The sequence below is a fragment of the Pandoraea pnomenusa genome (assembly GCF_040391475.1).
GTDB classification, from domain to species: domain Bacteria; phylum Pseudomonadota; class Gammaproteobacteria; order Burkholderiales; family Burkholderiaceae; genus Pandoraea; species Pandoraea pnomenusa_C.
The window spans coordinates 222,595-248,408 of sequence record NZ_JBEBXS010000002.1 but is presented as its reverse complement, the minus strand read 5'-3'; the positions used below and the strand labels follow the sequence as shown (position 1 = coordinate 248,408).

Sequence of the window (25,814 nt, the reverse complement as noted above, 5' to 3'; positions counted from 1 at the left end):
GGCATGGAACCCTCATAGAACCGCCATCCCGGCCGACCTGAGCCGGAGAGCTGAATGCAAGTCTTACTTGCCCAACCCCGCGGGTTTTGCGCGGGTGTCATACGTGCCATCGAGATCGTTGAGCGTGCCCTGGAAAAATACGGCGCCCCGGTCTATGTACGCCATGAGATCGTCCACAACAAGCATGTGGTCGACTCCCTCAAGGCCAAGGGCGCGCGCTTTATCGACGAGTTGTCCGAAGCCCCGGCCGGCGCTGTCACCATTTTCAGCGCGCACGGCGTCGCACGCGTCGTTGAGCAGGAAGCCGAGATTCGCGGCCTGAAGGTGCTCAACGCCACCTGCCCGCTCGTCACCAAAGTGCATATCCAGGGCAAGAACTACGTCTCCGCCGGACGGGAAGTCATTCTGATCGGCCACGCGGGACACCCGGAAGTCGAGGGCACGATGGGCCAGATCGACGGTCCGGTGCATCTCGTGCAGACCGAAGAGGATGTCGACGCGCTGCCGCTCGCCATCAATACGCCGCTCTCGTACGTGACGCAGACCACGCTGTCGGTCGACGAGACTCGCGGTATCATTGCTGCGCTGCAGCGTCGCTTTACCAATATCGTCGGCCCGAACACCAAGGACATCTGCTACGCCACGCAAAACCGCCAGACCGCCGTGCGCGAACTGTGCGAACGCGTGGACGTGCTGCTCGTGGTCGGGGCGACGAATAGCTCGAACTCGAATCGCCTGCGTGAAATCGGCTCCGAGATGGGGCTGCCGAGCTACCTCGTGGCCGACGGCTCCGAGCTAAATCCGGACTGGGTGCGCGGCAAGGCCCGCATCGGCATTACCGCTGGGGCGTCCGCGCCCGAGCGCATGGTCGAAGACGTGATCGACGCGCTGCGTCGCATCGACACCGTCGAAGTGACTCTCATGGACGGCATCGAAGAAACCATTCAGTTTCGCCTGCCGTCGGAATTGACCAAAGACGAGCCGGTCGCCGCGCGCCACGCGGTCGCTGGCTAACGCAACACGAACAGGAGCCGAACTTGGCCATCCCCTTCCTGCAACAGGCGTATGTTGGCGCCTACCTGATGAAGCAACGCTTCAAGGGCAACAAGCGCTACCCGCTGGTGCTCATGCTCGAACCGTTGTTCCGTTGTAACCTCGCCTGCTCGGGCTGCGGCAAGATCGACTATCCGGATCCGATTCTGAATCAGCGCGTCTCGCTCAAGGACTCGCTCGACGCCGTGGACGAATGCGGCGCACCGGTGGTTTCCATTGCCGGCGGCGAGCCGCTGCTGCACAAGGAAATGCCGCAGATCGTCAAGGGCATCATCGAGCGCAAGAAGTTCGTGTACCTGTGCACGAACGCCCTGCTGCTGGAAAAGAAGATCGACGACTATGAGCCGAGCCCGTTCTTCGTGTGGTCGATCCACCTCGACGGCGACCGTGAAATGCACGACGCCGCCGTGTCGCAGGAAGGTGTGTACGACCGTGCCGTGGCTGCCATCAAGCTGGCCAAGTCGCGCGGCTTCCGTGTGAACATCAACTGCACGCTGTTCAACAACGCCGATCCGGAGAAGGTCGCCAAGTTCTTCGATTCGACGAAGGATCTGGGACTCGACGGCATTACCGTCTCGCCGGGCTATGCCTACGAGCGTGCCCCGGATCAGCAGCACTTCCTGAACCGCTCGAAGACCAAGCAACTGTTCCGCGACATTCTCAAGCGCGGCGACGGCGGCAAGAACTGGACGTTCAGCCAGTCGAGCCTGTTCCTGGACTTCCTGGCCGGCAACCGTTCGTACCACTGCACGCCGTGGGGCAACCCGACGCGTACCGTGTTCGGCTGGCAGCGTCCGTGCTACCTGCTTGGCGAAGGCTATGCCAAGACGTACACGGAACTGATGGACACCACCGACTGGGACAAGTACGGCGTGGGCAACTACGAGAAGTGCGCGGACTGCATGGTCCACAGCGGCTTCGAAGCCACCGCAGTGAACGAAACCATGTCGCACCCGCTGCGCGCGCTTGGCGTGGCGCTCAAGGGTGTTCGCACCGAAGGCCCGATGGCCGAAGACATCTCGTTCGCCAAGCAGCGTCCGGCGGAGTTTGTCTTCTCGAAGCACGTCGAGATCAAGCTCGACGAATTGCGCCGGGCCAAGGCGTAAATGCCGTCGCGAGTGCTGGTCACCGGCGCCTCCGGGTTCGTCGGTTCTGCGGTAGCACGTACGGCGCTCGCGCGCGGTCATGAGGTTCGCCTGCTGGTGCGTGGCACCAGCCCTCGCGCGAACCTCGCCGACCTGCCCGTCGAAGTCGTCGAAGGCGACATGCGCGACGCCGCGTCGATGCAGCGTGCGCTCGCCGGGTGCAATGCCCTGCTCCACGTCGCCGCCGACTATCGCCTCTGGGCGAAAGATCCCAACGACATCATGCGGGCCAATATCGACGGCACGCGCACGGTGATGGAAGCCGCGCTGCGCGCCGGCGTCGAGCGCGTGGTGTACACGAGCAGCGTGGCAACGCTGCGTGTGCACGACGCCACCGGCCCCGTCGACGAGACCTCCCCGAACGATGAAGCCACGACCATTGGCGTGTACAAGCGCAGCAAGGTCGCGGCCGAGCGCCTGGTCGAGCGCATGATCGCCAGCGACGGCCTGCCTGCCGTCATCGTCAACCCGTCCACTCCGATCGGCCCGCGTGACATCAAGCCCACGCCGACCGGGCGCATCATCGTCGAAGCCGCTCAAGGCAAGATCCCGGCGTTCGTCGATACGGGACTGAATCTCGTGCACGTCGACGACTGCGCCGAAGGCCATCTGCTGGCACTCGAGCGTGGACGCATCGGCGAGCGCTACATCCTGGGCGGCGACGATGTCCTGCTGCGCGACATGCTCGCGAGCATTGCCGGCATGGTCGGACGCAAGGCGCCCAAGGTCGCCCTGCCGCGCTGGCCGCTCTATCCGCTCGCGATGGCCGCGCAAGGCGTGGCGCGTTTCACCGGCAAGGAGCCGTTCGTCACGGTCGACGGTCTGAAGATGTCGCGTTATCACATGTTCTTCTCGTCAGAGAAGGCCCGACGCGACCTCGGCTACACGGCTCGCCCCTATGCCGACGGCCTGCGCGACGCGCTCGCCTGGTTCGGATCTGCTGGATACCTCTCATGACTGTTCTGACCTGGATCGCTGCGCTCTCGCTGGCCATCTGGATCTATCTGTTGAGCTCGCAAGGCGGCTTCTGGCGTGCGCGCGAGCGTGACGATCTCGACGAAGACCGCCTGCCCGCGCCCGACGTCTGGCCCGCTGTCGCCGTGGTCATTCCTGCTCGCAACGAGGCCGAGTCGATCGGACAGGTCGTCGAGTCGCTGTGCCGCCAGGACTACGCCGGACGCCTGCGCATCGTCGTCGTGGACGACCAGAGCAGCGACGGCACCGCCAACCTCGCACGTGCCGCGGCGGCGCGCGCCGCCGCCGACGGCTTCACGCGCCGTGTCGACGTGCTCACCGGACAGCCGTTGCCGGGTGGTTGGACGGGCAAGCTGTGGGCGGTCAATCAAGGCGTGGCGTTCGCGAGCGATCCGTCGACGAACGACGACGGCATCGCCCCTGAGTACCTGTTGCACACGGACGCCGACATCGCCCACACGCCGGAGAACGTGCGCCGCCTGGTCACCCGTGCCACGGGCGACAACCGCGTGCTTGTCTCGCTCATGGCGAAGCTGCGCTGCACGGCATGGTTCGAGCGCACGCTGATTCCGGCGTTCGTGCTGTTCTTCCAGATGCTCTACCCGTTCGCGTGGGTCAACGATCCGAAGAAGCGCATGGCAGCGGCCGCCGGCGGCTGCATGCTGATCCATCGCGCCTCGCTCGAAGCGGGCGGCGGTATCGAAGCGATTCGCGACGAGATCATCGACGATTGCGCGATGGGACGCCTGCTCAAGAAGCAAGGCGCCATCTGGCTGGGGCTGACGGAACGCGCGGTGAGCGTGCGTCCTTATGACAATCTCGGTGAGATCCGCAAGATGGTTTCGCGCACGGCGTACGCGCAGTTGCAATATTCGCCGGTGCTGCTCGCGGGCACGATCGTCTCGCTGCTGCTCACCTTCATCGTGCCGCCGGCCATGACGATCTTCGCCACGGGCATCGCGCAGTGGCTGGGGCTATTCGCATGGCTCGCCATGACGCTGTCGTACCTGCCAATGCTGCGCTTCTATCGCCAGCCGTCGAGTTTCGGGCCGCTGCTGCCGCTGGTCGCAGCGCTCTACACCGTCTTCACGTTCGACTCGGCGCTGCAGCACTGGCGCGGTCGCGGCGGCATGTGGAAGGGGCGCGCGCAAGCGCGCGGGCAGCAGTCGTCGGACACCTGAACCCGTAGCGAACGACATCCCGCGAAAACGAAAATGCCAGCTTGTCCGTCATGACATGCTGGCATTTTTCTTGGTACGACCGTTCCCGCCAACCGGCTTCGGGCGCTTGCCGCCCTCGCACCGAATCAGCGCTCAGATGCCTGCCGCCACCGCACCGAACCCGTCACCGAGCTTCAGCGCCACGATCTGGCGGCCATGACGCATGGCCTGTTTGGCACGGCCGGCATCCTGACCGACACGCAGCAGCGCGGGCAACTGCATCGGATTCGCGGCCAGCGAGCGCAGCACGCCGAGGATATCGGTCGAGCCGTCGCTGCGCATGCCGGCGAGCGCCGCCGGCGGCAAAGACCGCTCGGCAGGGTCGATCACCACGCGGGCCACGACGAACGGCAACTCGTGCGCCTGCGCCACGCGCGCCACGATATGCGACTCCATATCCGCCGCCGCCGCCCCGCTCTCGCGGAACAGCGCAGCCTTGTCTGCGGCACTGACGACCGGCGCCGTCACGCCTGCCATATCGGCACGCAATGCGCCGGGCATCGCGCGATGCAACGCTTCGGCCCAAGGGATCGACGTGACGGACTCACGCGCGTGCTGCGGCATGTCGAGCACCTTGTGCGCGATGACCCACTGCCCCGGCTTCACGCCGGGAATCAGGCCACCGGCGGTACCGAAGCTCACCAGTCCGCGCGCCCCGCTCTCGGCGATGGCCGCTTCCAGATCGGCTTCCAGCGTGAGGTTTTGCGCACAAACCACGCGCACGCCGTCGCCGCGCGCAATGCGCGCCTCGAACGGCATACCGGTCACTACGATGATGGGTGGCGTCATGGAAGTGGGCGCGAGGTCGGACATTACATGCCGCAAGGCACCGGGCAATCGTTGCGCACGGTCAGGTTCCGGTAACGCGCGAGCGCCCACAGCGGGAAGAACTTGCGATAACCGTGGTAGCGCAGATAGAACACGCGCGGGAAACCCGTTGCCGTGTAGAGTTCCTCGTCCCACAGACCTTCGTCGTTCTGCGTATTGAGCAGGTAGTCGACGCCGCGCTTGACCGCCGGATCGCTGGCTTTGCCCGCCGCCATCAGGCCGAGCAATGCCCAGGCCGTCTGCGACGACGTGCTCGGTGCCGACTCGTAGCCCTTGTATTCGAGCTTGTAGCTGTCGCCGTCCTCGCCCCAGCCGCCGTCGGCGTTCTGGATCGAGATGAGCCACTGCGCCGCACGGGCGAGCGCCGGATGCTCCGGCTGCAACCCTGCCGCCTGAAGGCCGCACATGGCCGACCACGTGCCGTACACGAAATTCATGCCCCAGCGGCCGTACCAGCTACCGTCGGCTTCCTGGTCGTCGAGGATGTACTTGAGCGCCAGATCGGCCGACGCACGGCGCTCCGGCGATGTCGGCAACTGCGCGAGCATCGACAGGCAACGTGCGGAGACGTCGACGGTCGGCGGATCGAGCAGCGCCCCGTGATCGGAGAACGGAATGTTGTTCAGATACAGGTGCGTGTTTTCCGGCTCGAAAGCGCCCCAGCCGCCGTTGCTGCTCTGCATGCCGATAACCCACTCGGTGCCGCGATCGATCGCATGGCGCATCGGACGCGCGCTCGCGTCGACCTTGTCGTTCTCGAACGTGCCCGCGAGCTTCTCGTAGCGATCCATCGCCATCGCGACCACAGCCGTGTCGTCCACGTCCGGGTAATGCGGGTTGGCGAACTGGAACGCCCAGCCGCCCGGACGCACATTCGGTCGGCGCGAGATCCAGTCGCCGCGCACGTCCAGGATCTGCAACGGGATGAGCCACTCCAGCCCCTTGCCCGCCAGTTCGATGGCGCGCTTGTCGCCCGTCTCCAGCAGCGCATGCGCCGAGAGCGCCGTATCCCACACCGGGGACAGGCACGGTTGCACATACGTTTCGTGATCGGCGGGCGTCACCAGCTTCTCGACCGACTTGCGCGCGATCGCGCGGCTCGGATGATCTTCGGGATAGCCGAGCACGTCGTACATCATGACCGCGTTCGCCATGGCCGGATAAATCGCGCCGAGGCCGTCTTCGCCGTTCAGACGCTCTTCGACGAAATCGACGGCGCGCTTGATCGACTTCTCGCGCAGCGACTTCGGGAAGAACGGATCGAGCGCACGCAGCACGTGATCGACGCCCGAGAAGAACGTGAACCAGAAGCGGCTCTGATGCGGCGCACGCTTGGGCGGACCGACATCCTTCGGGCTGCCGATGAACAGTTCGTCGATGCCCACGCCCTTGGGATTGCGCGCGCGCGGACGCTTGGCCTGCAGCACGAGCAGCGGCACGATCACGGTGCGCGCCCAGTACGACACCTTCGAGAGGTGGAACGGGAACCACTGCGGCAGCAGCATGATCTCGACGGGCATCATCGGCACTGCCTTCCATTCGAGCACGCCGTACAGCGCGAGCAGAATGCGCGTGAAGACGTTCGAATTCTGTGCACCGCCGCGCGAGAGAATGGCTTCGCGGGCGCGCACCATGTGCGGCGCGTCGATCGGCTCGCCGATCATCTTGAGCGCGAAGTACGCCTTCACGCTCGCGCTCATGTCGAATTTACCGTTGTGGAACAGGGGCCAGCCGCCGTGCTCGCCCTGAATGCGACGCAGGTATGCAGCGATCTTCGCTTCGAGTTCCGGGTCGATCTTCTCGGCCAGATGATGGCGCAGCAGCACGTATTCGGCCGGAATCGTCGAATCGGCTTCGAGTTCGAAAAGCCAGTGACCGTCGTCTTGTTGCAGGTCGAGCAGCGCGGTGATCGAGCGCTCGATGCCCGTCTCGAGCGTCTGCGTGGCCATTGCCGTGCTCACCTTCTGGGCAAGCTCAGTATGCAGTTTGAGGTCCACGGCCGTGGCAGTGGCCGTGCGTCGCGCTTCCTTTTCGGAAGCATCGCGTATCGTATCCATGGCGTTCTTGCCTGTTCAAGGCGTTCAAGGCGTATCGACGGCGCGACGTGCGCGCCGGTTAAACATTCAGACTTGCGATAGTGCCGGGTTCTTCTGCCCGGCTCGTGCGAGAAGCGTCGCCGACTTCGCGGCGTTCGCGTCGTGTTCAGGCCGGTCGCAGCAGATCGGCGGCCCGGTTGCCGCTGCGCAGCGCCCCTTCGATCGTCGCGGGCAGGCCGGTGGCGGTCCAGTCGCCCGCCAGCGCGAGGTTATGCCAGCGTGTGCGTGCGCCCGGCCGACGCTTGTCCTGCGCCGGCGTGGCCGCAAACGTCGCGCGCTTCTCGCGCACCAGTTGCCACACCGGCATCGGCGTCGACGGCACCCGGCAGGCGCGCGCCACTTCTTCCCAAATGCGAAGCGCCAGCGATTCACGCGACTCGTCGAGCAAATGGTCGGCACCGCTGATCGTGACCGACAGGCGTCCGTCGAAGGCGAAGATCCAGTCGCTCACACCGTTCACCACGCCGATCATCGGCGGGCAGCCCGGCGGCGGCGGCACCTGGAAATGCGCATTGACGATGGCACGGTACTCGTCCGGCGTCGTCAGATCCGGCACCAGTGAGGCCGCGACATTCGGCGGCACGGCGAGCACCACGGCGTCGTCCGCCGCGAGCGCTTGCGGCCCGTCGCCGAAATCGATGGCCTCGACACGACTGCCGTCCGCTGCAAACTGCATGGCTCGCACCCGGTGCTGCATCATCACGCGCGCGCCCCTGGCTTCCAGATGGGCCAGCGCAGGCGTGACGAACGACACGTCGAGCCCTTCGCTGGCGATCAGCGGATGGCACGCCTTGCCGCCCGCCGCGAGCGTCTCGCGGATCACGGCGGCCGCCATCTGCGCCGACCCTTCGGCGGGATCTGCGTTGAGCACGGCAAGGAACAGTGGATGAATCAGCCGCTTGTACAGCGCGGGCGGGCAGTTCATCGCGTCGGTCATCGTCGCGTCCGGCCCCGCGCGAAGCAGCGGCGCGAGCGACAGGTAGTCCGACCATGTCGTGCCGGGCACGCGTGCGCCCTTGTCGAAAATCCACCACGGCAGACGCCCCTCCGACAGGCGCACCGTCCAGCGTTCGTCGTTCTCCAGATCGACGAAGGCGAACTCGGCGCGATCCGGGCCGGTCAGCGTGTGTTCCGAGCCGATGATGCGCGTGAAGTCGCGCATCGTCGTGTTGCCCGAGAGCACCAGATGATTGCCGTTGTCGATCACGGCATTCAGCTGGCGGTCGAAATAGGAGCGGCAGCGGCCGCCGGCCTGCGGTGCCGCTTCGTGCAGCACCACGGACACGCCGCGCGAGGCAAGCCTGACCGCGGCGGCCAACCCTGCGAGGCCGGCGCCGATGACGTGAACCGTGCCCGCCATCAGAAGGCCATCTGCCGCAGCAGCATCAGAATGAGACGCCAGCGCGGCACACGCACGCGCTCGCGAGGCACGGCAAAGCCGCGCGCAGTCAACTTGTCGAGAATCGCACCGTAAGCCTTGCCCATGACGGCGGGGGCAATGACCACGCGGCGCGGATAACGCGCCATGATGGCGCGTGCCTTGGCGTAATGCGCATGTGCGTCGGCCACGAGTGGCGCGCAAGCCCGGTCGAGATTCGCGGCGACGACGGTGGCGGGCGTGGCGCCCACGATACCGGCGTCGGCCAGCGTTTCACGCGGCAGGTAGACGCGGCCAATGCCGGCATCTTCGTCGATATCGCGCAGAATGTTCGTCAACTGGAGCGCGCGACCGAGGTGATAGGACAGATCGATGCCGTCCTGCTCGGGCATGCCGAACACCTTGACCGACAGGCGGCCGACGGCGCTCGCGACGCGGTCGCAATACAGGTCGAGCGTAGGCAGGTCGGGCGCGACGATGGGGCCGCAGGCGTCCATTTCCATGCCTTCGATGACGGCGATGAAGTCGTCGTGCTTCAGACCGAATTGCTTGACCACGCGGGCAAGGTTGGCGAGCGACGGCGTCGGGCGACCGTCGTACAGGTCGGCCAGGTCGCGGCGCCAGACAGCCAGGCGCGCCATGCGGCTGGCGGACGTGTCGTCGCCGTCGTCGGCAATATCGTCCACGGCGCGGCAAAAGGCGTAGATCTCGAACATGCCTTCACGCTGTGCGGGCGGCAGAATGCGCATGGCAGCATAGAAACTGCTGCCCGAGGCCACACGAGCGCTGCTTTGCTCAGGCGAAATTTCGATCGGTTCGGCGACGCTCACGAGGCTCCTCGTCGTGCAGGGGAACAGGGTGACACCACGGAAAAACTCTGGGGATTCTTGCAAGGAGGGAAGTATACCGGGGATTGGCGCGACTTTCCCGCCAGGATTTGGAACGATAGCATAGAATCTCGGGGGTTCCGGCTCGTCCCGGTTTCCGCTATCCGAGCCTGTCCGGGATCTCCGGCGCCCCGCGCCGATCCCGACGGCGCCGCCTCTTTGCCTCACCCGCCTGATGACTTCCGACGCCAAGATCGAGCACTACGAGAACTTCCCGGTCGCCAGTATTCTGTTGCCGCCCGAAATGCGCGCGCCGGTGGGCGTGATCTACAACTTCGCCCGCACGGCCGACGACATTGCCGACGAAGGCGATGCCACCAACGCCGAGCGTCATTCGGGCCTGGTCGCCTATCAGGCCGAGCTCGACAAGATTGCCGCCGGACAGCCCACGTCGCCCGACAAACCGCTGTTCGCTGCGCTGGCGCGCGTGATCGCCGAGCATGGGCTCAGCGTCCAGCCGTTCTCCGACCTGCTCTCCGCGTTCGATCAGGACATCGAGACCAAACGCTACGCGACCTTTGCCGACCTGCGCGACTACACACGCCGCTCGGCCGATCCGGTCGGGCGCATCATGCTCGCGCTGTTCAAGCTCGACACCCCCGAGAACATCGCCTGCTCCGACGATATCTGTTCGGCGCTGCAACTCATCAACTTCTGGCAGGACGTGGAAGTCGACTGGCGCAAGGCGCGCGTGTATCTGCCGCAGGACGACATGGCCCGCTTCGGTGTGAGCGACGCCGACATCGGCGCACAGACGTTCGACGACCGCTGGCGCGCCCTCATGCGTTACGAAGTCGACTTTGCAAGGGAGATGATGCTGCGTGGCGCACCACTCGCCAACCGCGTGCCGGGGCGCTTCGGGCTGGAACTGTGCTGCGTGGTCCACGGCGGCCTGCGTATTCTGGACATGATCGAAGCGGCCAACTACGACGTCTTCCGCCATCGCCCGCAACTGGGGAAGTGCGACGGCATCCGCGTGTTCCTGCGTGGCCTTGGGATGAAGTTGAGCGGTACGGCGCCGAAGGGGCGATAGGGGTCTTTTCCCCGGACGATCCTCGGCCCCGTCGTTTTACGGGGTTCCGGCGTGTCGTCAGATGGTACGATCCACAAAAATCCGTGAGCGTAGGCGCCGCAGCCGACGACTCGATTCGAATAGGCGGTTCGGGGAGCTTGCGCTAATGAATCTTCAGACCATTCGTGATGCGACGGCCGATACCATGCGGGAAGTGGGTTTTCCGTCTCCCGATGGTCTGCCACTTCTTGCAGTTGCGAAGGCTTCGTTTCGGAGTGAAGACGAGATCGTCGAGCGCGCACTTGCCCTTTGCGCCGTCGTCGCAACGGCTTACGGCTTCCCCAGATCCGACGCATTGCAATGGTTGGCCCAGGAAAAACTCAATAGTGCGTTGACGGGTGCCGAATCCGAATTCCTCAACGCGCCCCCTCGCGGAAATGCACGTCGCTTTCAGATTCAGGTCGAGGCACTCTATGCGCTGGCGTGGAGCCTTGGATACTATCCGTCGCTCGATTTCGCGTCCGCATGTCCGAGTGACCTCGTTCGACTGACACCCGACCTCCGGACGTCCGAATCGTCAATGCGATTTCGACGTGGCGCCAAGCGAATTCATGAAGGCGAAATCGTTGCGTCTCTCGACTTGGGATATTGCCTGCACTGGGCAATGGATAAGTGCCTGATCTCAAAACAATCGCTCCCGGACAACTTCGATTTTTCCGTGGTAACTGAGCGGCGCCGGGCCCTGGAGTGGATGATCTCGGTTGACGATTGGGACGCGCCTCGATGGACACCGGCGCCAGTGAGTGAATAGCAGACTATTGCACACCTGAACGGCCGTACCGGGTGAAGGCATTCAAACTTCAACGTTGGACACCTGAATACATGGACCTGAATCCAGACCAGAACAACCAAATCAAAGCGCTGTGTGGCGAAGGCGATGCGCTGATCGAAGGTGGAGAGTTTACGGGGGCTTTCGAGCGCTTCGCGCAGGCACTGTCCATCGTTCCCGAGCCCAAAGAGGAGTGCTCCGCAACGGTGGGCATTCTCGCCGGGCTGGGTGATGTTTATTTCTTCGCAAAAAGCTTCGAGCAGTGCTGCGACGTGATGAGCGACGCCATGCACTGCGTGGGCGGGATTGGCAATCCGTTCCTGCACTTGCGCCTCGGGCAGTCCCACTTCGAGTTAGGAAACGTGGATCGAGCAGCAGACGAACTGGCACGTGCGTATATGGGCGCCGGAAAGGAAATATTCGATCGCGAGGATTCGAAGTACTTCGACTTTCTCAAGACCAAATTACTTCCCCCGGTGAGCGGCGAGTGGTGATCGATCAGTCGAATCCACTATCGTTCGCAAACAGATCCGTCCGATAACGGAAAATGCTTTTTTGACTCTTTAACCGAGCATGGCCATGTCGATCAAAGAAGAAGCAGAGACATTCATTACGAAGTTTACGCACGAAGTGGGCACGAACGCTGCCAACTACGTCTACTTGATCCCCGGATGGGCGCCGGAAGATTTCGCCATGGCGATTCGCTGGATCAGGAGTCAGTTATGGGAAGGTTTCTTTGTGGCCTACAAAATTGATGAAACGAAGCAGCACGTATTGCTCAAGACTTGGGAATTCGGTGAAGAAGAACCGTCTTGGCAGCAGGCTTCCTAACGCAAGCGTGTGGTGAGGCATTCGCCCCCGGTTGGCGCTGCCCCTAAGCGCGCCGACTTCGGATGATCGCTTCGGAGAGAAAGCGGGCGCCATTGCTTGCCGCCCCCAACCGCCCTACTCCACCCGCAACCCGTGCCGCAAACGCCCAGCGCGCTTGTAGGCCTTGACCACCGTGCTGACATCGCAGGACAGCACACCCTCCAGCGCACCAATGCGCTCGGTCGAAACCGTCCACAGATCATGGATGTCGCGGCACAGCACGTGCCAAAACAACTGTGTGTGACCACTGGTGCCGAACAGGCAACGCGTGTGCTTGTCCTGCGCCAGTTCCCGCGCGATGGACTCGGCCAGCCCCGGGCGAGTCTGCACTGAGAGGATGGCCTCGACGCCATAGCCGACCAACGAAGGCTCGAGCTCGACCCGGAAGGTCAGCACATGGCGCTCGACCAGACCGCTGATCAGCCGCTGCACCTTGGGCTCGCTCACCCCGCAGGCTTCTGCCAACACGCCAAGACTGGCCCGTCCGTCGGACGCCAACACCGCCAGCAAACTGGCCTCATCGTCATTGAGCACGTAACGGCCATCCCCCGGCGGCACCGGCTCCGTCGGCACCGAGCCGTCGATTCGCCAGCGGCTCGCGCGTCGGAACGAACGCATCACGACGCGTGACTCCACCTGCCGCAGCCCCGGCACTTGCGGCAGCACGCGCACCACGAGATCCGACAACTGATCCTGCGTCTGCGCATTGATTTCGGCAAACAGGTCCGACGCCCCCGTCGTCGCCAATACCACCTGCGTCTGCGGCAGGCTGGCCAAATGGCTGGCGACCTGCTGCTCCTTGCCGTTTTCCACCTGCAGCCAGGCGTGTAGCACCGGACCGCTGCCGCCCGCCACCGGGTCCAGTTCGCCGATCACCTTGGCATAACCGCCCTCCATCAACCGCTGCAGCCGACGCGACAGCGTGCGCTCCGGCACGTCGCAAGCGGAACTCAGATCGCGCCACGTCCCGCGAGGGTTGACCTGCAGCGCAGCAAGGCACGCCAGATCGGTGGCGTCGATGTCGATATGTCCGTCTTCCGCCATGGAGCGCACACAGTTGTCCATATTCAATGTAATATTCAGTTCAAATGTCGATATTCAACGAATTTTGGCATTGTTAGCACAAAATTCAACAACCACACAGAGACAAGGGCCTTCCCATGACCCAACCTACCTCGATGGCTCTCCCGGCGCGGGCCGAGGCATCCAACGCACGCAAGATTGCCGCAGGCAGCATCGGCAACGCCGTGGAATGGTTCGACTGGACCATCTACGCGTCTTTCGCCGTGTTCTTTTCCGGGCAATTCTTCCCCAAGACCGACGAGACCGCTTCACTGCTGGCCACCTTCGCCATCTTCGCCGTCGGCTTCTTCATGCGCCCCATCGGTGGCTGGGCATTGGGCATCTTCTCCGATCGCTACGGTCGCAAGGCCGCGCTTGCCGCCACTATTCTAATGATGGCGGGCGGCTCGCTGATCATCGGCGTTACGCCGACCTATGAAAGTATCGGCCTGGCAGCCCCCGTGATGCTGGTGATCGCGCGTCTGATCCAGGGCCTGTCGTTGGGCGGCGAGTACGCTTCGGCCTCGACCTTCCTCGCCGAGATGGCGCCCAATCACCGCCGCGGCTTCTTCTCCAGTTTCGCCTTCTTCAGCTCGGCCGCCGGCATTCTCATCGCCTCGGCAATCGGCTGGGGGCTCACCACCTATCTCTCTGCCGAGCAGATGAAGGAGTTTGGCTGGCGTATACCGTTCCTGTTGGGTGCACTGGGCGGCGTGGCCGGCATGTGGCTTCGCACCTCCATCCCCGAGACCGAAGCCTCGGCCGAGCAGCTTAAGCAGCAGCCCGTCAAGCAACCGCTTCGCACGCTGCTGCGCGAGTACCCGCGTGAAACGCTGCGCATCGTCGGCTTCTCCGTGCTGACGACGTTCGCCTTCTACCTGTTCGTCGCCTATGTGCCGACCTATGCGATCCGCGCGTTGCACGCCGACTCCCGCGTCGCCTTCGGCGCCAACACCATCGCGATGATCGTGTTCATGCTCCTGCATCCGCTGCTTGGCATGCTCTCCGATCGCATTGGCCGCAAGCCGCAGCTCATCGTGTTCGCCGCCGGCTACCTGCTGTTCTTCTACCCGGTCATCACCAGCATGCAGCCGACCTTCGCCTCCATCCTCGCGGTGGAGTTGTTCGGCCTCGTGTTGTACGCACTCTATACGTCGATTGCGCCCGCCATCATGTCGGAACAGTTCCCGACCCGCGTGCGTGCTGTCGGCATCGGCGCACCGTACAACTTCATGGTGGCGCTGCTGGGCGGCACAACGCCGTATCTGCTGACCTGGCTGCAAAGCATCGGGCAGGAGCGCTGGTTCTTCTTCTACGTGCTGGCAGGTGCGGTCATCACGCTGATCACCTTCATCCGCATGCCGGAGACCAACGGTCGACCGCTGAAGTAACCCGCGTCAGCATCAGCCTTCCGCCCATCGCCCCGCGTCGTCGGGGCGATGGGTTTCGATTTCCTGCCAATTGTTATGCGCGAATCTCCCGCACCTCTTCATTTTCAAAGCGCCCTTTGTCTCGCCGGCCAGATCGCAAGCGGACAGATCACTTCGCGTAAAGTCACTCAGCACTTCCTCGATCGCATCGCTCGCGCCGACGCGCTCAATGCCTTCACGGAGGTGTTTGTCGAACAGGCGCTTGCCCAGGCGGACGCCGCCGATGCCGCCCTGCGCCCCGGCGGCAAGGGTCCGTCCAGCCCCCTGCATGGCGTGCCGGTAGCGATAAAAGACAGCGTCGAAGTCGCCGGGAGCGCGGCCTCCGCCGGATCGCTCAGTCGACTGGCCATCACCAGCGAAACCACAGCCACCGCCGTGCAGCGCATGCGCGACGCCGGCATGGTCGTGCTGGGCAAGACGCACATGACCGAATTCGCCTTCGGTCTGGCCGGCCAGAATCCCACGCGCGGCACGCCGTGGAATCCCTGGGACGCCGCATTGCATCGCGCGCCGGGTGGCTCGTCGTCGGGCTGCGGCACCGCCGTCGCGGCCGGTCTGGCGCCAATCGCCATCGGCGGTGACACCGGCGGCTCGGTGCGCGCCCCGGCCACGCTCAATCATCTGGTGGGCTTCAAACCCTCCAGCGGCGTGATCAGCGGTGCGGGCGTTGTGCCGCTCGCGCCCACGCTGGACGTGCTCGGGCCGATCGCGCGCAATGTCGCCGACGCCCATGCGCTCACCGCGATCCTGACCGGCCCCGACGCCGCCGACACGTTGACGCAGCAGGTCCCCGCAGCCATCAATGAAGGCCTGCGCGACGCGCTACCGACCGTCACACCGCAGACGCAACCTGTCCTGCGTGTGCTGGACGCGCGCGCCTTTCCCGCTACGCTGTCCGACGGCGCGCAGCGCGTCTGGGACGAAGCGCTCGCCCGCCTGACGGCGGCGGGGTGGACGTTGCAGCCCTGGATGCCGTCAACGGAACTGGACATCGGCGAACTCTCCGAAGCGAACTCGGTGATCCTGGGATACGAAGGTTTTCAACTGCACGGCCACCTCGCCGAAGACGCGACCCAGCCACTGTGGGACGTCGTGCGCCAGCGTATCCTGGCCGGCGGCAAAACCTCCCGCGCCGAGTACGAAGCGGCCATTGCACGCCGCTTGCTGGTGGCCGCTGCCTTCACGGAGGCCATCGGCCCCGGCGGTGCACTGCTGATGCCCGCCACCGGCCACGGCGCCTTGCCACTTGATCCGGCCGACAGCGCCCACGTCAGCATCGGCCGCTTCTGCCGCGCGGGTAACTTTCTGGGCACGCCCGCCATCGCCCTACCCGCCGGCTTTGACGACATCGGCATGCCCGTTGGCGTGCAACTGATGGCACCACCGCTGGCTGACCGTCAATTGTTGGCCGTTGCCGCAGCGCTGGCACCTGCGCTGCAGGCCCCGGGACGCGTCACTCCCGATCTGCGGCACTGGGACCTGTAAAGCGCAATGGCCGATGCATGCATCGGCCATTGCGCTGACTGTCCATGACCGCATGACCGCATGTCCGCATGCCCATGCGTCGGCGCTTCGTCAGCCCAAGTGACCGAAATAGCGCGAGACCGACGAGATCAATGCGACGAGACAAAGGCCGTATCCGCAAACGCGGGGGGAATGGCGAAGCTCTCTCGCATGCGCCGTGCCTCTGCCGCCGGTGTCGAACCAAACAGACGCCTGAACTCCCGGCTGAACTGGGACGGACTCGTGTAGCCGACCGCATGCCCGGCCGCCTCTGCGCTCAGCCCGCTGCGCACCATCAGCAGGCGTGCTTGATGAAGGCGTGTCGACTTCACGTATTGCATTGGCGAGACCTGCGTAATTGCCTTGAAGTGGCTGTGAAAACTCGGAACGCTCATGCCCGCTTCGCTCGCGAGTTGCGTCACGTCCAGGCGTTGCGCGTAGTTCGCGTGAATCAGGCGAAGTGAACGACCGATCTGGCCAAACTGCCCTCGCATCGCCAACGCCTCGCGCAACGCGTTTCCCTGGGCACCCGTGAACGCGCGGAAATACAGCTCACGCAACAGGCCGGTGCCCAGCACCGCCGCCTCCAGCGGCCGATGCATCGCCTCGAGGAAACGCAGCACAGACGCTTGCATCACATCGTCCATCGGCGTCGACATCATGCTTTGCGGCGCCGGGGGGCGTTCCGGTGCGGACTCGCGATCGATTCGCTCCGCCACTTCCGCAGCCAATGCGAAATCCAGATGCAGATACAGCGCGAGCAGCGGACGCGCTTCGGTTGCGTCGGTCTCCATGCTGAACGGCACCGGCACGGATACGGCCAGATAGTGACGCTCGTCATACAAGTAAAGCTGGCCGCCGAAATAGCCTCGCTTGCGCCCCTGACAGACGATGACGATGCCGGGGTCATACAAGACAGGGGTGCGCGAAAGCGACCGGTTCGAGCGCAAGATTCGCACGCTGGGCAGCGCCGTCAGGTTGTAGCCCTCGTCAGGCGCCAACGCTTCCAACAAGGCCACCATGCGTTCCTGGCTGCGAAAAGGAAGATCTGAATCTGACGTCGAAGCGGCCCGGGTTTTCATAGTTTTATGCAAGAAATATCGAGGAATTCGGATTAAATCCCCGCTCCCATCAGCGTAGCATGCAATCTCCAATCAACACTTGGGAGAGGTTCTCATGACATCCGGCAAAACGTTGCTCATCACCGGCGTCAGCAGCGGCTTTGGCCGCGCACTCGCGCGCGAAGCGCTGGCGGCAGGTCACAAAGTCGTCGGCACGGTAAGAAGTGCCGAGGCCAGGCGGGAATTCGAGGCCCTGTCCGCAAACGCCGCGTTTGGACGAATTCTCGACGTCACGGACTTCGACGCCATCGATGGCGCTGTCGCCGCGATCGAAGCGGACGTCGGCCCCATCGACGTGCTGGTCAACAATGCCGGCTACGGTCACGAGGGCATCATGGAGGAATCGCCGCTCTCGGAAATGCGCCGGCAGTTCGAGGTGAACGTGTTTGGGGCGGTCGCCATGACGAAAGCCGTGCTTCCGTTCATGCGTGCGCGACGCCGCGGCCACATCCTGAATATCACCTCGATGGGCGGCCACATCACGATGCCGGGGATCACCTATTACTGCGGGAGCAAGTTTGCGCTCGAAGGCATCTCGGAAGCGCTGGGCAAAGAGGTCAAGCCTTTCGGCATTGCCGTGACCGCCGTGGCGCCGGGCTCGTTTCGTACCGATTGGGCGGGGCGTTCGATGACGCGCACGCCCCGCTCGATTCCGGACTACGACGAGATTTTCGATCCGATCCGGCAGGCCCGGGAGGAAAAGAGCGGCAAGCAACTGGGCGATCCGGCGAAAGCGGCACAAGCCATGCTGGCCGCGATTGCGGCGGATCACCCGCCGGCGCACCTGCTGCTCGGCAGCGACGCCCTCGCGCTTGTCCGCAACCAGCTGTCGGCGTTGCGCGACGAAATCGATGCGTGGGAGGCTGTCACCGTTTCGACTGACGGCTGACAACGGTCGAGACGGCGTCGTCAAGTCTGCACTTCCCGCGAAGTCGCAAACGATCGGTACCGTCGCCCGATGGCATCGCCTGGCACCACCGTTTCCCTGCACTATGGCGCTTTTCCATGCGCCACGACTCCCTTAACGTGACGACATGGCGCATGGCGTCCGGGTCATCGCCCGGCGCAATGCCTTTCGCTTCAACCCTCGCACCCGGGAGTTCGTGCGCGTGAACCTGCCTGCCAGCCTGCAACGTCTCTCGTCCCACCGTTCGTCCGTGCGCTCGCATGCCGGAATCCTGTTCGCCATCGTCGTGGTGGCGTGGGGCGTGAACTGGCCGGTGAGCAAGGCGTTGCTCGCTCACGTCTCCCCATGGTGGAGTGCCGCGCTGCGCTCGGTCATCGGCATGACGACCCTGTTCGTGATCTGCGCGCTCACCCGGCGGCTGGTGTTGCCGCGACGCGGTGACCTGCCTGTCATTCTGAGCGTCGGCCTGCTGCATATGACGGTCTTCTCGCTGCTCGTCGCGCTCAGCCTGCAGTACGTCAGCGCCGGACGCTCGGCCGTGCTCGCCTACACCACGCCGCTCTGGGTGATGCCTGCGGCACGCCTTTGGCTGGGCGAAGCGCTCACGCCGCGACGCCTCGCGGGTCTCGCTTGCGGTCTCGTCGGCCTCGGCGTCATGTTCAACCCGCTTGCGTTCGATTGGCACGACCATCAGGCCGTCTTCGGCAACGCGCTCGTGCTGGCAGCGGCGTTCGTCTGGGCGGTGGCCATCGTCCATATGCGCGCCCACCGCTGGGTGAACGGGCCGTTCGCGCTGAGCCCCTGGCAATTGCTGCTGGCCAGCGTGGTGATGTGCACGATCGCCGCCGTGGTCGACGGCGCGCCACGCGTGCAGGGATGGGCGGGATTCTCTGGCCTGCTCGCCTACGGCGGCGTGATCGGCGGCGGCATCGCGTACTGGCTTGCGGGGGTGGTCACGCGCCAGCTTCCGGCGGGCGTCACCTCCCTCGGCCTGCTCGGCGTGCCCGTTGTCGGCACGCTGGCCTCCGCGCTGATCCTGCGCGAGTCGCTCGGGCTCGACGTCTGGATTGCGCTCGCCCTCATCGTCGGCGGCATCGCGCTTGGCACCGTGCAAGGGGCGTCTGCCGGCGCAAGCGCAAAGGTGGCAGCGTCGACGTTGCCGGACGCCACGGCAAATACCGAGACCACCGCGTAGTGCCAGGCCGCAGCGACGGCGCCGCCTGAACACCGGGCAGGGCTCAACGTCCTCGTTTCGGCGGCCGCCCGGGAAGAAGCTCGCGCGGGTCGAGGAAAAAATCCCGGTTGCCTGCCATGCGCTCGACCATGAAGTCGATGAATGTCTTCACACGCAGCGACTGTTCGGTTCGATGGCCATAGTAGATATAGATCATGCCGTACTCACTGACGTGATCCGTCAGCAACGGAACGAGGCGACCACTTCTGATGTGCGTCGTTGCATTGAAGCTGGCCAATTGCCCGATACCGAGCCCCGTCAGCACTGCCTGCGTTTCCATTTCCGTGTCGTTCACGCAGACGACCGCAGGCACGTCGCGATGAACGATCTCGTCGCCGATCCGGAACTCCCACTGTGCGAGCTTGCCCGTGTTCGCGCGACGGTACCCGGTACAGCGATGTTGGGCGAGATCGTCGATGGTCTGCGGCGCACCGTGGCGCTCGATGTATTCCGGCGACGCGCACACGATCAACTGAATCGGCACCAGCCGACGCGCAATCGAGCCGCCCGATGGCGGCGGTCCTCCGCGAAATCCGACGTCCGCGCGGTCGGTGACGAGATCCGTGAACTGATCGTCGAATTGCACATCGAGGTGCACATTCGGATAGCGCTTCTGGAATTCCTCGAAATACGGCCACAGGACCGGCAGCCCGAGCGCCCGGGGTGCACTCACACGCAACACGCCCCCCACGTCTTCCGTTGAGCGCCGAGCGTCGTCCAGCGCGGAAGACAGCGTCGCAAGCGCCGGCTTCACGCTGTCCAGCAACCGTTGCCCCTCCTCTGTCAGGCTCAGCTTGCGTGTGGTCCGATGAAACAATCGTACGCCGAGGTCCTTCTCGAGCTGTATGACCGCATGGCTCGCGGCCTGCGGCGATATTCCCTGATCGATGGCCGCACTGCGCAAACTTCCCAGCGTGGCCGCGCGCACAAAGACGGTGATCGCACGAATTCCATTCATTCTCGACGCCCGGATTGACAAATAAAAGTTGATTATGAACCAAGTAATAGCCAGCTAGTTTGCGTCAATCGTCGGTCCTACCATGGCATCACTTCATCACACATAGGAGAGAGATCATGGCTGACGTTCAACAGGGTGGTTTCAAGCGCGTATGGTTCATCACGGGCGCGTCGCGCGGTATCGGTGCCTTGATTGCCGAGGCCGCGCTCGCGGACGGCAACGCCGTGGTGGCCGCCGGACGAAACGTCGCGGCCATCGCCGAGCGCCTTGGCGAGTCGGCGGCCTTGCTGCCGGTTGCGCTGGACGTGACCCAAGAGGCGCAGGCACAGGCGGCCGTGAAGGCGGCGATCGCGAAATTCGGCCGAATCGACGTGCTGGTCAACAACGCCGGCTTTGGCCTTCTTGGGGCAGTGGAAGAATCTGCCGACAAGGATGTGCGCCGCATGTATGACACCAACGTCTTCGGCTTGCTGAATGTCACGCGCGCAACGTTGCCGACGATGCGCGCGAACCGCGCGGGACACGTCATCAACATTTCGTCGATTGGCGGGTATCGGGCCGCAGCGGGCTTCGGTGTGTACTCGTCGACGAAGTTCGCCGTCGAGGGCATTACGGAAGCACTGCATGCGGAGTTGGCGCCGCTGGGCATTCACGCAACCGTCGTCGAACCGGGGTACTTCCGCACCGATTTTCTCGACGCGTCCTCGCTGGTCGTCGCCCCTGACATCATTGGCGATTACGACGCCACCTCGGGCGCGGTACGCCGCAAGGCCGTGGAGATCAACCACAATCAACCGGGCGACCCGGCCAGGCTCGCGGCCGCGATGATCGCACTGGTGGACGCAGCGAAACCGCCGATGCGCCTTCCGCTGGGCACGGACACGCTGGCGGCCATCGCAGCGAAAAACGCCTACGTCGCGCAGGAAACGGACGAGTGGAAAGCGCTGTCGGCCTCAACGGACTTCGCCGCCTGAGCCACGACTGCGACGTCATGCCGCACCGATAGCGCCGCCTGAGCACTGGCGTGCTTGACCCATCGCAACATCCGTTCGTCGGGCAGATGCCAGACTGCCATCTCGCGGGCGCGGGCCATTGGCCAACGCCCCGCGAGCGTTTACTTCGACGAACGGAACTGACATGAACGAGCAATGGTTGACGCTGGCCGGCCGCCGGCTGGTGCCGGTGGTACAGGGCGGCATGGGAATCGGCATCTCCGCGCACCGGCTGGCGGGCACGGTGGCGCGGCACAACGGCATGGGCACGATTGCGAGCATCGACCTGCGCCACCATCACCCGGACTTGCTCGCTCAGGTGGAAGGCACGCGCGACAAGACGGCCATCGAGGCGGTCAATCTCATCGCCCTCGATCGCGAGATTCGCGAAGCCAAGGCCATCGCCAACGGCAATGGACTCGTGGCCGTGAACGTCATGAAAGCCGTCAGCGCGCACGCTGCGCTAGTGCGTCAGGCCTGCGAGAGCGGTGCCGACGCCATCGTCATGGGCGCCGGTTTGCCGCTCGACTTGCCCGAACTCACCGCGTCGCACCCGCACGTGGCACTTATCCCGATCCTGTCCGACTCGCGCGGCGTAAGCCTGGTGCTGCGCAAGTGGATGAAGAAAGGCCGCCTGCCCGATGCCATCGTGATCGAGCATCCAGCGCATGCGGGCGGCCACCTCGGCGCGTCGCGCATCGAAGACCTGGGCGACGCGCGTTTCTCGTTCGAACGCGTACTCACGGAATGCCGTGAGATCTACGCGACATTGGGCATCGACTGGGCGGCCGTGCCGTTGATCGTGGCAGGCGGCATCCACCGTCATGAACAGGTTCGTCACTGGCTGGCGCAAGGCGCGGCGGGCGTTCAGTTGGGAACGGCCTTCGCCGTGACCGAGGAATCGGACGCCCACCCGGACTTCAAGGCGGTGCTGGCAAGCGCCCGGCCGGAGGACATCGCCGAGTTCACCAGTGTCGCGGGACTGCCCGCGCGCGCTGTGCTCACGCCATGGCTCAAGAAGTACCTGTCGCGCGAGTCTGCGTTGCAGGCCAAGGCGAAGGTGCGCGAGTGTCTGGAAGGCTTCGACTGCCTTCAGGCCTGTGGACTACGCGACGGTGTCGCACGTATCGGCCAGTTCTGCATCGATCTGAAACTCGCTCAGGCCGTGCGCGGCGACGTGGCGCGCGGCCTCTTCTTCCGTGGCCGCGATCCACTGCCGTTTGGCGAACGCATTCGCCCCGTTGCCGATCTGATGCGCTATCTGCTCACCGGCGAGCGCCCGGACGACGCGGCGCCGACGGTACCGGCGTAGCATCGCCGGGGCCATCGCCCCGGCGACGCCCACGCATTGCGGCGGGCTACGCCGCGACGTACGACGTTTTCACCGTCGTGTAGAACTCGGCCGCGTAGCGTCCTTGTTCGCGCGCACCGTAGCTCGACGCCTTCCGTCCGCCGAACGGCACGTGATAATCACCGCCGGCCGTCGACACGTTGGTCATCGTCATACCCGCCTGCGCATGTCGCTTGAAGTGATTCGCGTACTTCAGCGACGTGGTGCAGATGCCGGCGGACAATCCGAACTCGGTATCGTTCGCCAGGGCCAGCGCATGCTCGTAACCGTCGGCCGGAATCACGCAGGCCACCGGCCCGAAGATTTCCTCGCGAGCGATTCGCATGTCGTTGTGCGCGTCGACGAACAGCGCCGGCGACAGGTAGTAGCCCGGTGTCGCGCGCGACAGGCGTTCTCCACCGAACGCCAATGTGGCGCCCTCCTCACGGCCGATGGCAATGTAGTCGAGGTCCGTCTGCAATTGCGCGTCGCTCACGACCGGCCCGATCTGGGTCGCCGGATCTCGCGCATCGCCGATACGCAGCGTCGCCAGTCGTGCCCTCAGCGCCTCGACAAAACGCCGATGGATACGCTTGTCGACGATCAGCCGACTCGAAGCCGTGCACCGCTGCCCGGTCGAAAAATAGGCGCCCTGCACGGCGCATTCGACGGCGACGTCGAGGTCGGCATCGTCGAGCACGATCAACGGGTTCTTCCCGCCCATCTCCATCTGCACCTTGGCCAGACGTGACGCCGCGCTCATGAGCACGCTCTTGCCCGTCGCGACCGACCCCGTGAAGCTGATGCCGTGCACGTCGCGCGATTCGAGCAGCGCCTGACCGACTTCGCGCCCACGGCCCATCACGAGGTTGAACGTCCCGGCAGGCAGGCCCGCCCGACTGATGATCTCGGTCAGCGCCCACGCCGACGCCGGCACGAGATCGGCCGGCTTGAACACCACGGTGTTGCCATGCGCGAGTGCCGGTGCAATCTTCCACGCCGGAATCCCCAACGGGAAGTTCCACGGCGTGATGATGCCCACGACACCGAGCGGCTCACGCGTAATGTCGACCGTGATACCGGGACGCAGCGACGCGAGATGCTCGCCGCCCTGACGCAACGCCTCACCGGCGAAGAACTTGAAGATCTGTCCCGCACGCGCCGCTTCGCCCACGGATTCGGGCAGCGACTTGCCCTCTTCTCGCGCCAGCAATTCGCCGAGTTCCTGCTTGCGGGCAATGAGTTCGGTACCGATGGCGTCAAGCGCGTCGGCACGTACCTGAGGCGTTGCGTGGGCCCATGCCGGGCCTGCGTCGCGCGCAGCGGCGATCGCATCGCGTGTGGTCGCCGCATCGCCACGGGCGAACGCGTCGACGATGTCGTTCGTGTCTGACGGATTGATGTTCGGGGTGGACGCCACGCCCGGCACCCACGCGCCATTGATGTAGTTCGGTTTCATCGCTACGACCTCACGCGGCGCGTGCCGCACGAATCGAATCGGCAAGCACCGCCAGACCTTCCGCGAAGATCTCGTCCTCGATGGTCAACGGGAAGAGGAAGCGGATGACGTTGCCGTGAACGCCGCAGATCAGCAGCAACAATCCGCGCTTGAGCGCTTCGGCCTGCACGCGGCGCGTCATCTCGGCATCCGGCGCACCGGTACCCGCGGCGCCGAACTCCACCGCGATCATGGCGCCGAGTCCGCGCACGTCGACAATCTCCGGCACGTCGCGACGCAACCCGTCGAGCATGCACGTCAACTGTTCCCCCAGCACCGAAGCGCGCTCCGTCAGGCCTTCTTCCTCGATGACGTCGATGGCGGCGAGCGCGGCAGCACAAGCCAACGGGTTACCGGCGTAGGTGCCGCCGATACCGCCCGGGCCTGCGGCATCCATCACTTCGGCGCGTCCCGTCAGCGCCGAGAGCGGGAAACCGCCGGCAAGACTCTTCGCCATCGTGATCAGGTCGGCATCCACTTCGTGATGCTCGAGCGCAAAGCGCTTGCCGGTACGCGCGAAGCCGGTCTGCACTTCGTCGACCACGAGCAGAATGCCATGCGTGTCACACAGCGCACGCAGGCGTTTCAAGAACTCGGGAGGCGCGACGTAGAAGCCGCCTTCGCCCTGCACCAGTTCGATGAAGATCGCGGCCACACGGCGCGGATCGACGTCGGTCTTGAACAGGGATTCGAGCGCGGCCATGCTGTCGTCCACGCTCACGCCGTGCAACGCAACGGGGTACGGTGCATGGAACACTTCGGCCGGCATTGGCCCGAAACCCAACTTGTACGGCGCGACCTTGCCCGTGAGCGCCATGCCCATCATCGTGCGGCCGTGAAAGGCGCCGGAGAACGCAATGATCGCGCTGCGCCCGGTGGCGGCACGCGCCACCTTGATGGCGTTCTCGACCGCTTCGGCGCCCGTGGTGAAGAGCGCCGTCTTCTTGGCGAACTGGCCCGGCGTGATGTCGTTCAGCCGCTCGCACAACGCCACGTAGCCTTCATACGGCGTGACATGAAAGCACGTGTGGTGGAACTGTTCCAACTGCGCCTGCACCGCAGCGACGATGCGCGGATGCCGATGCCCCGTCGCCAGCACGGCAATGCCGCCCGCGAAATCGATGAAGCGATTGCCTTGCACGTCCCAGATCTCGGCGTTCTGGGCACGGGCCGTAAAGTGCTGCGTCATGACGCCAATACCTTTTGCGCAGGCGGCGTCCTTGCGCGCCTGGAGCGATGCGTTGCTGCGGGCTGAATTCAACATGAAGTGGATCTCGTCAAGAATGCGTGGCCGGTCAGCGCCGGCGGTTCGGTGTGCCGATGATGGCCGGATCAGTGTAGATTTGACGTGAAAATTTTGCAATTAATTTTCATTAATGTGAAAATTATCGCAAACAATTTTTCCTTCGATGAATGCCGGAACGGGCAGATTGCGGCTGACACCGGCGGCCATGTGCCGGGAATGCCGGCCCGTCGGCTAGAATTC

The 25,814-nt window shown here is 64.5% G+C and carries 23 protein-coding genes; 14 read left to right on the top strand and 9 right to left on the bottom strand.

The annotated features are described in order from the left end of the window. The first annotated feature begins 54 nt into the window (after positions 1-54). The 4 genes from ispH to ABWO90_RS03705 are packed head-to-tail and all read left to right on the top strand — an operon-like array spanning position 55 to position 4,354. Entirely contained in the window at positions 55-1,014 is a 960-nt protein-coding gene (gene ispH / locus ABWO90_RS03720; protein WP_353189850.1) for a 4-hydroxy-3-methylbut-2-enyl diphosphate reductase, read from the top strand. Between the two features lie 23 nt (positions 1,015-1,037). Further along, on the top strand, positions 1,038-2,159 hold the full coding sequence (gene hpnH, locus ABWO90_RS03715) for an adenosyl-hopene transferase HpnH (RefSeq protein ID WP_353189849.1): 1,122 nt from the start codon (positions 1,038-1,040) through the stop codon (positions 2,157-2,159). Further along, complete coding sequence (gene hpnA, locus ABWO90_RS03710) at positions 2,160-3,155, top strand: hopanoid-associated sugar epimerase (protein ID WP_353189848.1); 996 nt, start codon at positions 2,160-2,162, stop codon at positions 3,153-3,155. Continuing rightward, positions 3,152-4,354 carry a glycosyltransferase gene (locus ABWO90_RS03705; protein ID WP_353189847.1) on the top strand — a complete coding sequence of 401 codons (1,203 nt, stop codon included), beginning with the start codon at positions 3,152-3,154 and terminating at the stop codon, positions 4,352-4,354. Before hpnA ends, ABWO90_RS03705 begins: the two co-directional genes overlap by 4 nt. A gap of 132 nt (positions 4,355-4,486) precedes the next feature. Here the strand turns inward: ABWO90_RS03705 and ABWO90_RS03700 are convergent, their stop codons facing one another. The 4 genes from ABWO90_RS03700 to hpnD all read right to left on the bottom strand — a co-directional run bounded on the left by ABWO90_RS03700 (position 4,487) and on the right by hpnD (position 9,525). Beyond that, positions 4,487-5,182 carry a phosphorylase gene (locus ABWO90_RS03700; RefSeq protein WP_353189846.1) on the bottom strand — a complete coding sequence of 232 codons (696 nt, stop codon included), beginning with the start codon at positions 5,180-5,182 and terminating at the stop codon, positions 4,487-4,489. Between the two features lie 23 nt (positions 5,183-5,205). Then, positions 5,206-7,170 (bottom strand): squalene--hopene cyclase, encoded by a 1,965-nt coding sequence (shc, locus tag ABWO90_RS03695; protein WP_353189934.1) that lies wholly within the window; start codon positions 7,168-7,170, stop codon positions 5,206-5,208. A 253-nt stretch (positions 7,171-7,423) separates the two neighbouring features. Beyond that, positions 7,424-8,677 (bottom strand): hydroxysqualene dehydroxylase HpnE, encoded by a 1,254-nt coding sequence (gene hpnE / locus ABWO90_RS03690; RefSeq protein WP_353189845.1) that lies wholly within the window; start codon positions 8,675-8,677, stop codon positions 7,424-7,426. Beyond that, the gene (gene hpnD, locus ABWO90_RS03685; protein ID WP_353189844.1) at positions 8,677-9,525 is read right to left on the bottom strand and encodes a presqualene diphosphate synthase HpnD; all 849 of its coding nucleotides are present in this window, start codon (positions 9,523-9,525) and stop codon (positions 8,677-8,679) included. Before hpnD ends, hpnE begins: the two co-directional genes overlap by 1 nt. 232 nt (positions 9,526-9,757) lie before the next feature. Here hpnD and hpnC point away from each other — a divergent pair, with 232 nt between their 5' ends. From hpnC to ABWO90_RS03665, 4 genes are all read left to right on the top strand, one after another. Further along, positions 9,758-10,615: a squalene synthase HpnC gene (hpnC, locus tag ABWO90_RS03680; RefSeq protein WP_353189843.1), complete on the top strand. Its 858-nt coding sequence runs from the start codon at positions 9,758-9,760 to the stop codon at positions 10,613-10,615. A 145-nt stretch (positions 10,616-10,760) separates the two neighbouring features. Next, on the top strand, positions 10,761-11,405 hold the full coding sequence (locus ABWO90_RS03675) for a DUF4272 domain-containing protein (RefSeq protein ID WP_353189842.1): 645 nt from the start codon (positions 10,761-10,763) through the stop codon (positions 11,403-11,405). A 71-nt stretch (positions 11,406-11,476) separates the two neighbouring features. Further along, positions 11,477-11,917, top strand: a complete 441-nt coding sequence (locus ABWO90_RS03670; protein WP_353189841.1) for a tetratricopeptide repeat protein — start codon at positions 11,477-11,479, stop codon at positions 11,915-11,917. An 85-nt stretch (positions 11,918-12,002) separates the two neighbouring features. Then, on the top strand, positions 12,003-12,254 hold the full coding sequence (locus tag ABWO90_RS03665) for a hypothetical protein (protein ID WP_353189840.1): 252 nt from the start codon (positions 12,003-12,005) through the stop codon (positions 12,252-12,254). Between the two features lie 114 nt (positions 12,255-12,368). Here ABWO90_RS03665 and ABWO90_RS03660 read toward each other — a convergent pair whose 3' ends face one another. Next, positions 12,369-13,358 (bottom strand): Lrp/AsnC family transcriptional regulator, encoded by a 990-nt coding sequence (locus tag ABWO90_RS03660; protein WP_353189933.1) that lies wholly within the window; start codon positions 13,356-13,358, stop codon positions 12,369-12,371. Between the two features lie 95 nt (positions 13,359-13,453). Between ABWO90_RS03660 and ABWO90_RS03655 the strand changes: the two genes are divergently transcribed. Then, entirely contained in the window at positions 13,454-14,746 is a 1,293-nt protein-coding gene (locus ABWO90_RS03655) for an MFS transporter (protein ID WP_353189839.1), read from the top strand. A 75-nt stretch (positions 14,747-14,821) separates the two neighbouring features. Continuing rightward, entirely contained in the window at positions 14,822-16,270 is a 1,449-nt protein-coding gene (locus ABWO90_RS03650; protein ID WP_353189838.1) for an amidase, read from the top strand. Positions 16,271-16,398: 128 nt separating this feature from the next. Here ABWO90_RS03650 and ABWO90_RS03645 read toward each other — a convergent pair whose 3' ends face one another. Further along, positions 16,399-17,310 (bottom strand): AraC family transcriptional regulator, encoded by a 912-nt coding sequence (locus tag ABWO90_RS03645; RefSeq protein ID WP_353189837.1) that lies wholly within the window; start codon positions 17,308-17,310, stop codon positions 16,399-16,401. A 154-nt stretch (positions 17,311-17,464) separates the two neighbouring features. Here ABWO90_RS03645 and ABWO90_RS03640 point away from each other — a divergent pair, with 154 nt between their 5' ends. Continuing rightward, a complete protein-coding gene (locus ABWO90_RS03640; RefSeq protein ID WP_353189836.1) occupies positions 17,465-18,298 on the top strand; it encodes an oxidoreductase in 834 nt (277 codons plus the stop codon). Positions 18,299-18,443: 145 nt separating this feature from the next. Further along, positions 18,444-19,511, top strand: coding sequence for a DMT family transporter (locus ABWO90_RS03635; protein ID WP_353189835.1), 1,068 nt, complete (start codon positions 18,444-18,446; stop codon positions 19,509-19,511). Between the two features lie 43 nt (positions 19,512-19,554). On the opposite strand, the gene ABWO90_RS03630 is transcribed toward ABWO90_RS03635, so the two are convergent. After that, positions 19,555-20,508, bottom strand: a complete 954-nt coding sequence (locus tag ABWO90_RS03630) for a LysR family transcriptional regulator (protein ID WP_353189834.1) — start codon at positions 20,506-20,508, stop codon at positions 19,555-19,557. Positions 20,509-20,624: 116 nt separating this feature from the next. Here ABWO90_RS03630 and ABWO90_RS03625 point away from each other — a divergent pair, with 116 nt between their 5' ends. Both ABWO90_RS03625 and ABWO90_RS03620 read left to right on the top strand, forming a co-directional pair. Beyond that, positions 20,625-21,482, top strand: a complete 858-nt coding sequence (locus tag ABWO90_RS03625; RefSeq protein ID WP_353189833.1) for an oxidoreductase — start codon at positions 20,625-20,627, stop codon at positions 21,480-21,482. A gap of 163 nt (positions 21,483-21,645) precedes the next feature. Next, positions 21,646-22,812, top strand: coding sequence for an NAD(P)H-dependent flavin oxidoreductase (locus ABWO90_RS03620; protein WP_353189832.1), 1,167 nt, complete (start codon positions 21,646-21,648; stop codon positions 22,810-22,812). A gap of 46 nt (positions 22,813-22,858) precedes the next feature. On the opposite strand, the gene ABWO90_RS03615 is transcribed toward ABWO90_RS03620, so the two are convergent. Together ABWO90_RS03615 and gabT are read right to left on the bottom strand one after the other, a co-directional pair. Beyond that, positions 22,859-24,289 carry an aldehyde dehydrogenase family protein gene (locus tag ABWO90_RS03615; RefSeq protein ID WP_353189831.1) on the bottom strand — a complete coding sequence of 477 codons (1,431 nt, stop codon included), beginning with the start codon at positions 24,287-24,289 and terminating at the stop codon, positions 22,859-22,861. A gap of 10 nt (positions 24,290-24,299) precedes the next feature. Further along, positions 24,300-25,592, bottom strand: a complete 1,293-nt coding sequence (gabT, locus tag ABWO90_RS03610; protein WP_353189830.1) for a 4-aminobutyrate--2-oxoglutarate transaminase — start codon at positions 25,590-25,592, stop codon at positions 24,300-24,302. Positions 25,593-25,814: the final 222 nt, after the last annotated feature.

What these genes read in the sequence shown, in the direction of transcription:
- ABWO90_RS03615 (WP_353189831.1), bottom strand. Translation starts at nt 24,289, where the DNA reads ATGAAACCGAACTACATCAATGGCGCGTGGGTGCCGGGCGTGGCGTCC.
- ABWO90_RS03640 (WP_353189836.1), top strand. Translation starts at nt 17,465, where the DNA reads ATGACATCCGGCAAAACGTTGCTCATCACCGGCGTCAGCAGCGGCTTT.
- hpnE (WP_353189845.1), bottom strand. Translation starts at nt 8,677, where the DNA reads ATGGCGGGCACGGTTCACGTCATCGGCGCCGGCCTCGCAGGGTTGGCC.
- ABWO90_RS03650 (WP_353189838.1), top strand. Translation starts at nt 14,822, where the DNA reads ATGCGCGAATCTCCCGCACCTCTTCATTTTCAAAGCGCCCTTTGTCTC.
- ABWO90_RS03645 (WP_353189837.1), bottom strand. Translation starts at nt 17,310, where the DNA reads ATGGTGGCCTTGTTGGAAGCGTTGGCGCCTGACGAGGGCTACAACCTG.
- ABWO90_RS03705 (WP_353189847.1), top strand. Translation starts at nt 3,152, where the DNA reads ATGACTGTTCTGACCTGGATCGCTGCGCTCTCGCTGGCCATCTGGATC.
- ABWO90_RS03670 (WP_353189841.1), top strand. Translation starts at nt 11,477, where the DNA reads ATGGACCTGAATCCAGACCAGAACAACCAAATCAAAGCGCTGTGTGGC.
- ABWO90_RS03700 (WP_353189846.1), bottom strand. Translation starts at nt 5,182, where the DNA reads ATGACGCCACCCATCATCGTAGTGACCGGTATGCCGTTCGAGGCGCGC.
- ABWO90_RS03675 (WP_353189842.1), top strand. Translation starts at nt 10,761, where the DNA reads ATGAATCTTCAGACCATTCGTGATGCGACGGCCGATACCATGCGGGAA.
- shc (WP_353189934.1), bottom strand. Translation starts at nt 7,170, where the DNA reads ATGGCCACGCAGACGCTCGAGACGGGCATCGAGCGCTCGATCACCGCG.
- ABWO90_RS03655 (WP_353189839.1), top strand. Translation starts at nt 13,454, where the DNA reads ATGACCCAACCTACCTCGATGGCTCTCCCGGCGCGGGCCGAGGCATCC.
- ABWO90_RS03620 (WP_353189832.1), top strand. Translation starts at nt 21,646, where the DNA reads ATGAACGAGCAATGGTTGACGCTGGCCGGCCGCCGGCTGGTGCCGGTG.
- ABWO90_RS03635 (WP_353189835.1), top strand. Translation starts at nt 18,444, where the DNA reads ATGGCGCATGGCGTCCGGGTCATCGCCCGGCGCAATGCCTTTCGCTTC.
- ABWO90_RS03625 (WP_353189833.1), top strand. Translation starts at nt 20,625, where the DNA reads ATGGCTGACGTTCAACAGGGTGGTTTCAAGCGCGTATGGTTCATCACG.
- gabT (WP_353189830.1), bottom strand. Translation starts at nt 25,592, where the DNA reads ATGTTGAATTCAGCCCGCAGCAACGCATCGCTCCAGGCGCGCAAGGAC.
- ispH (WP_353189850.1), top strand. Translation starts at nt 55, where the DNA reads ATGCAAGTCTTACTTGCCCAACCCCGCGGGTTTTGCGCGGGTGTCATA.
- hpnC (WP_353189843.1), top strand. Translation starts at nt 9,758, where the DNA reads ATGACTTCCGACGCCAAGATCGAGCACTACGAGAACTTCCCGGTCGCC.
- hpnA (WP_353189848.1), top strand. Translation starts at nt 2,160, where the DNA reads ATGCCGTCGCGAGTGCTGGTCACCGGCGCCTCCGGGTTCGTCGGTTCT.
- ABWO90_RS03665 (WP_353189840.1), top strand. Translation starts at nt 12,003, where the DNA reads ATGTCGATCAAAGAAGAAGCAGAGACATTCATTACGAAGTTTACGCAC.
- ABWO90_RS03660 (WP_353189933.1), bottom strand. Translation starts at nt 13,358, where the DNA reads ATGGACAACTGTGTGCGCTCCATGGCGGAAGACGGACATATCGACATC.
- ABWO90_RS03630 (WP_353189834.1), bottom strand. Translation starts at nt 20,508, where the DNA reads ATGAATGGAATTCGTGCGATCACCGTCTTTGTGCGCGCGGCCACGCTG.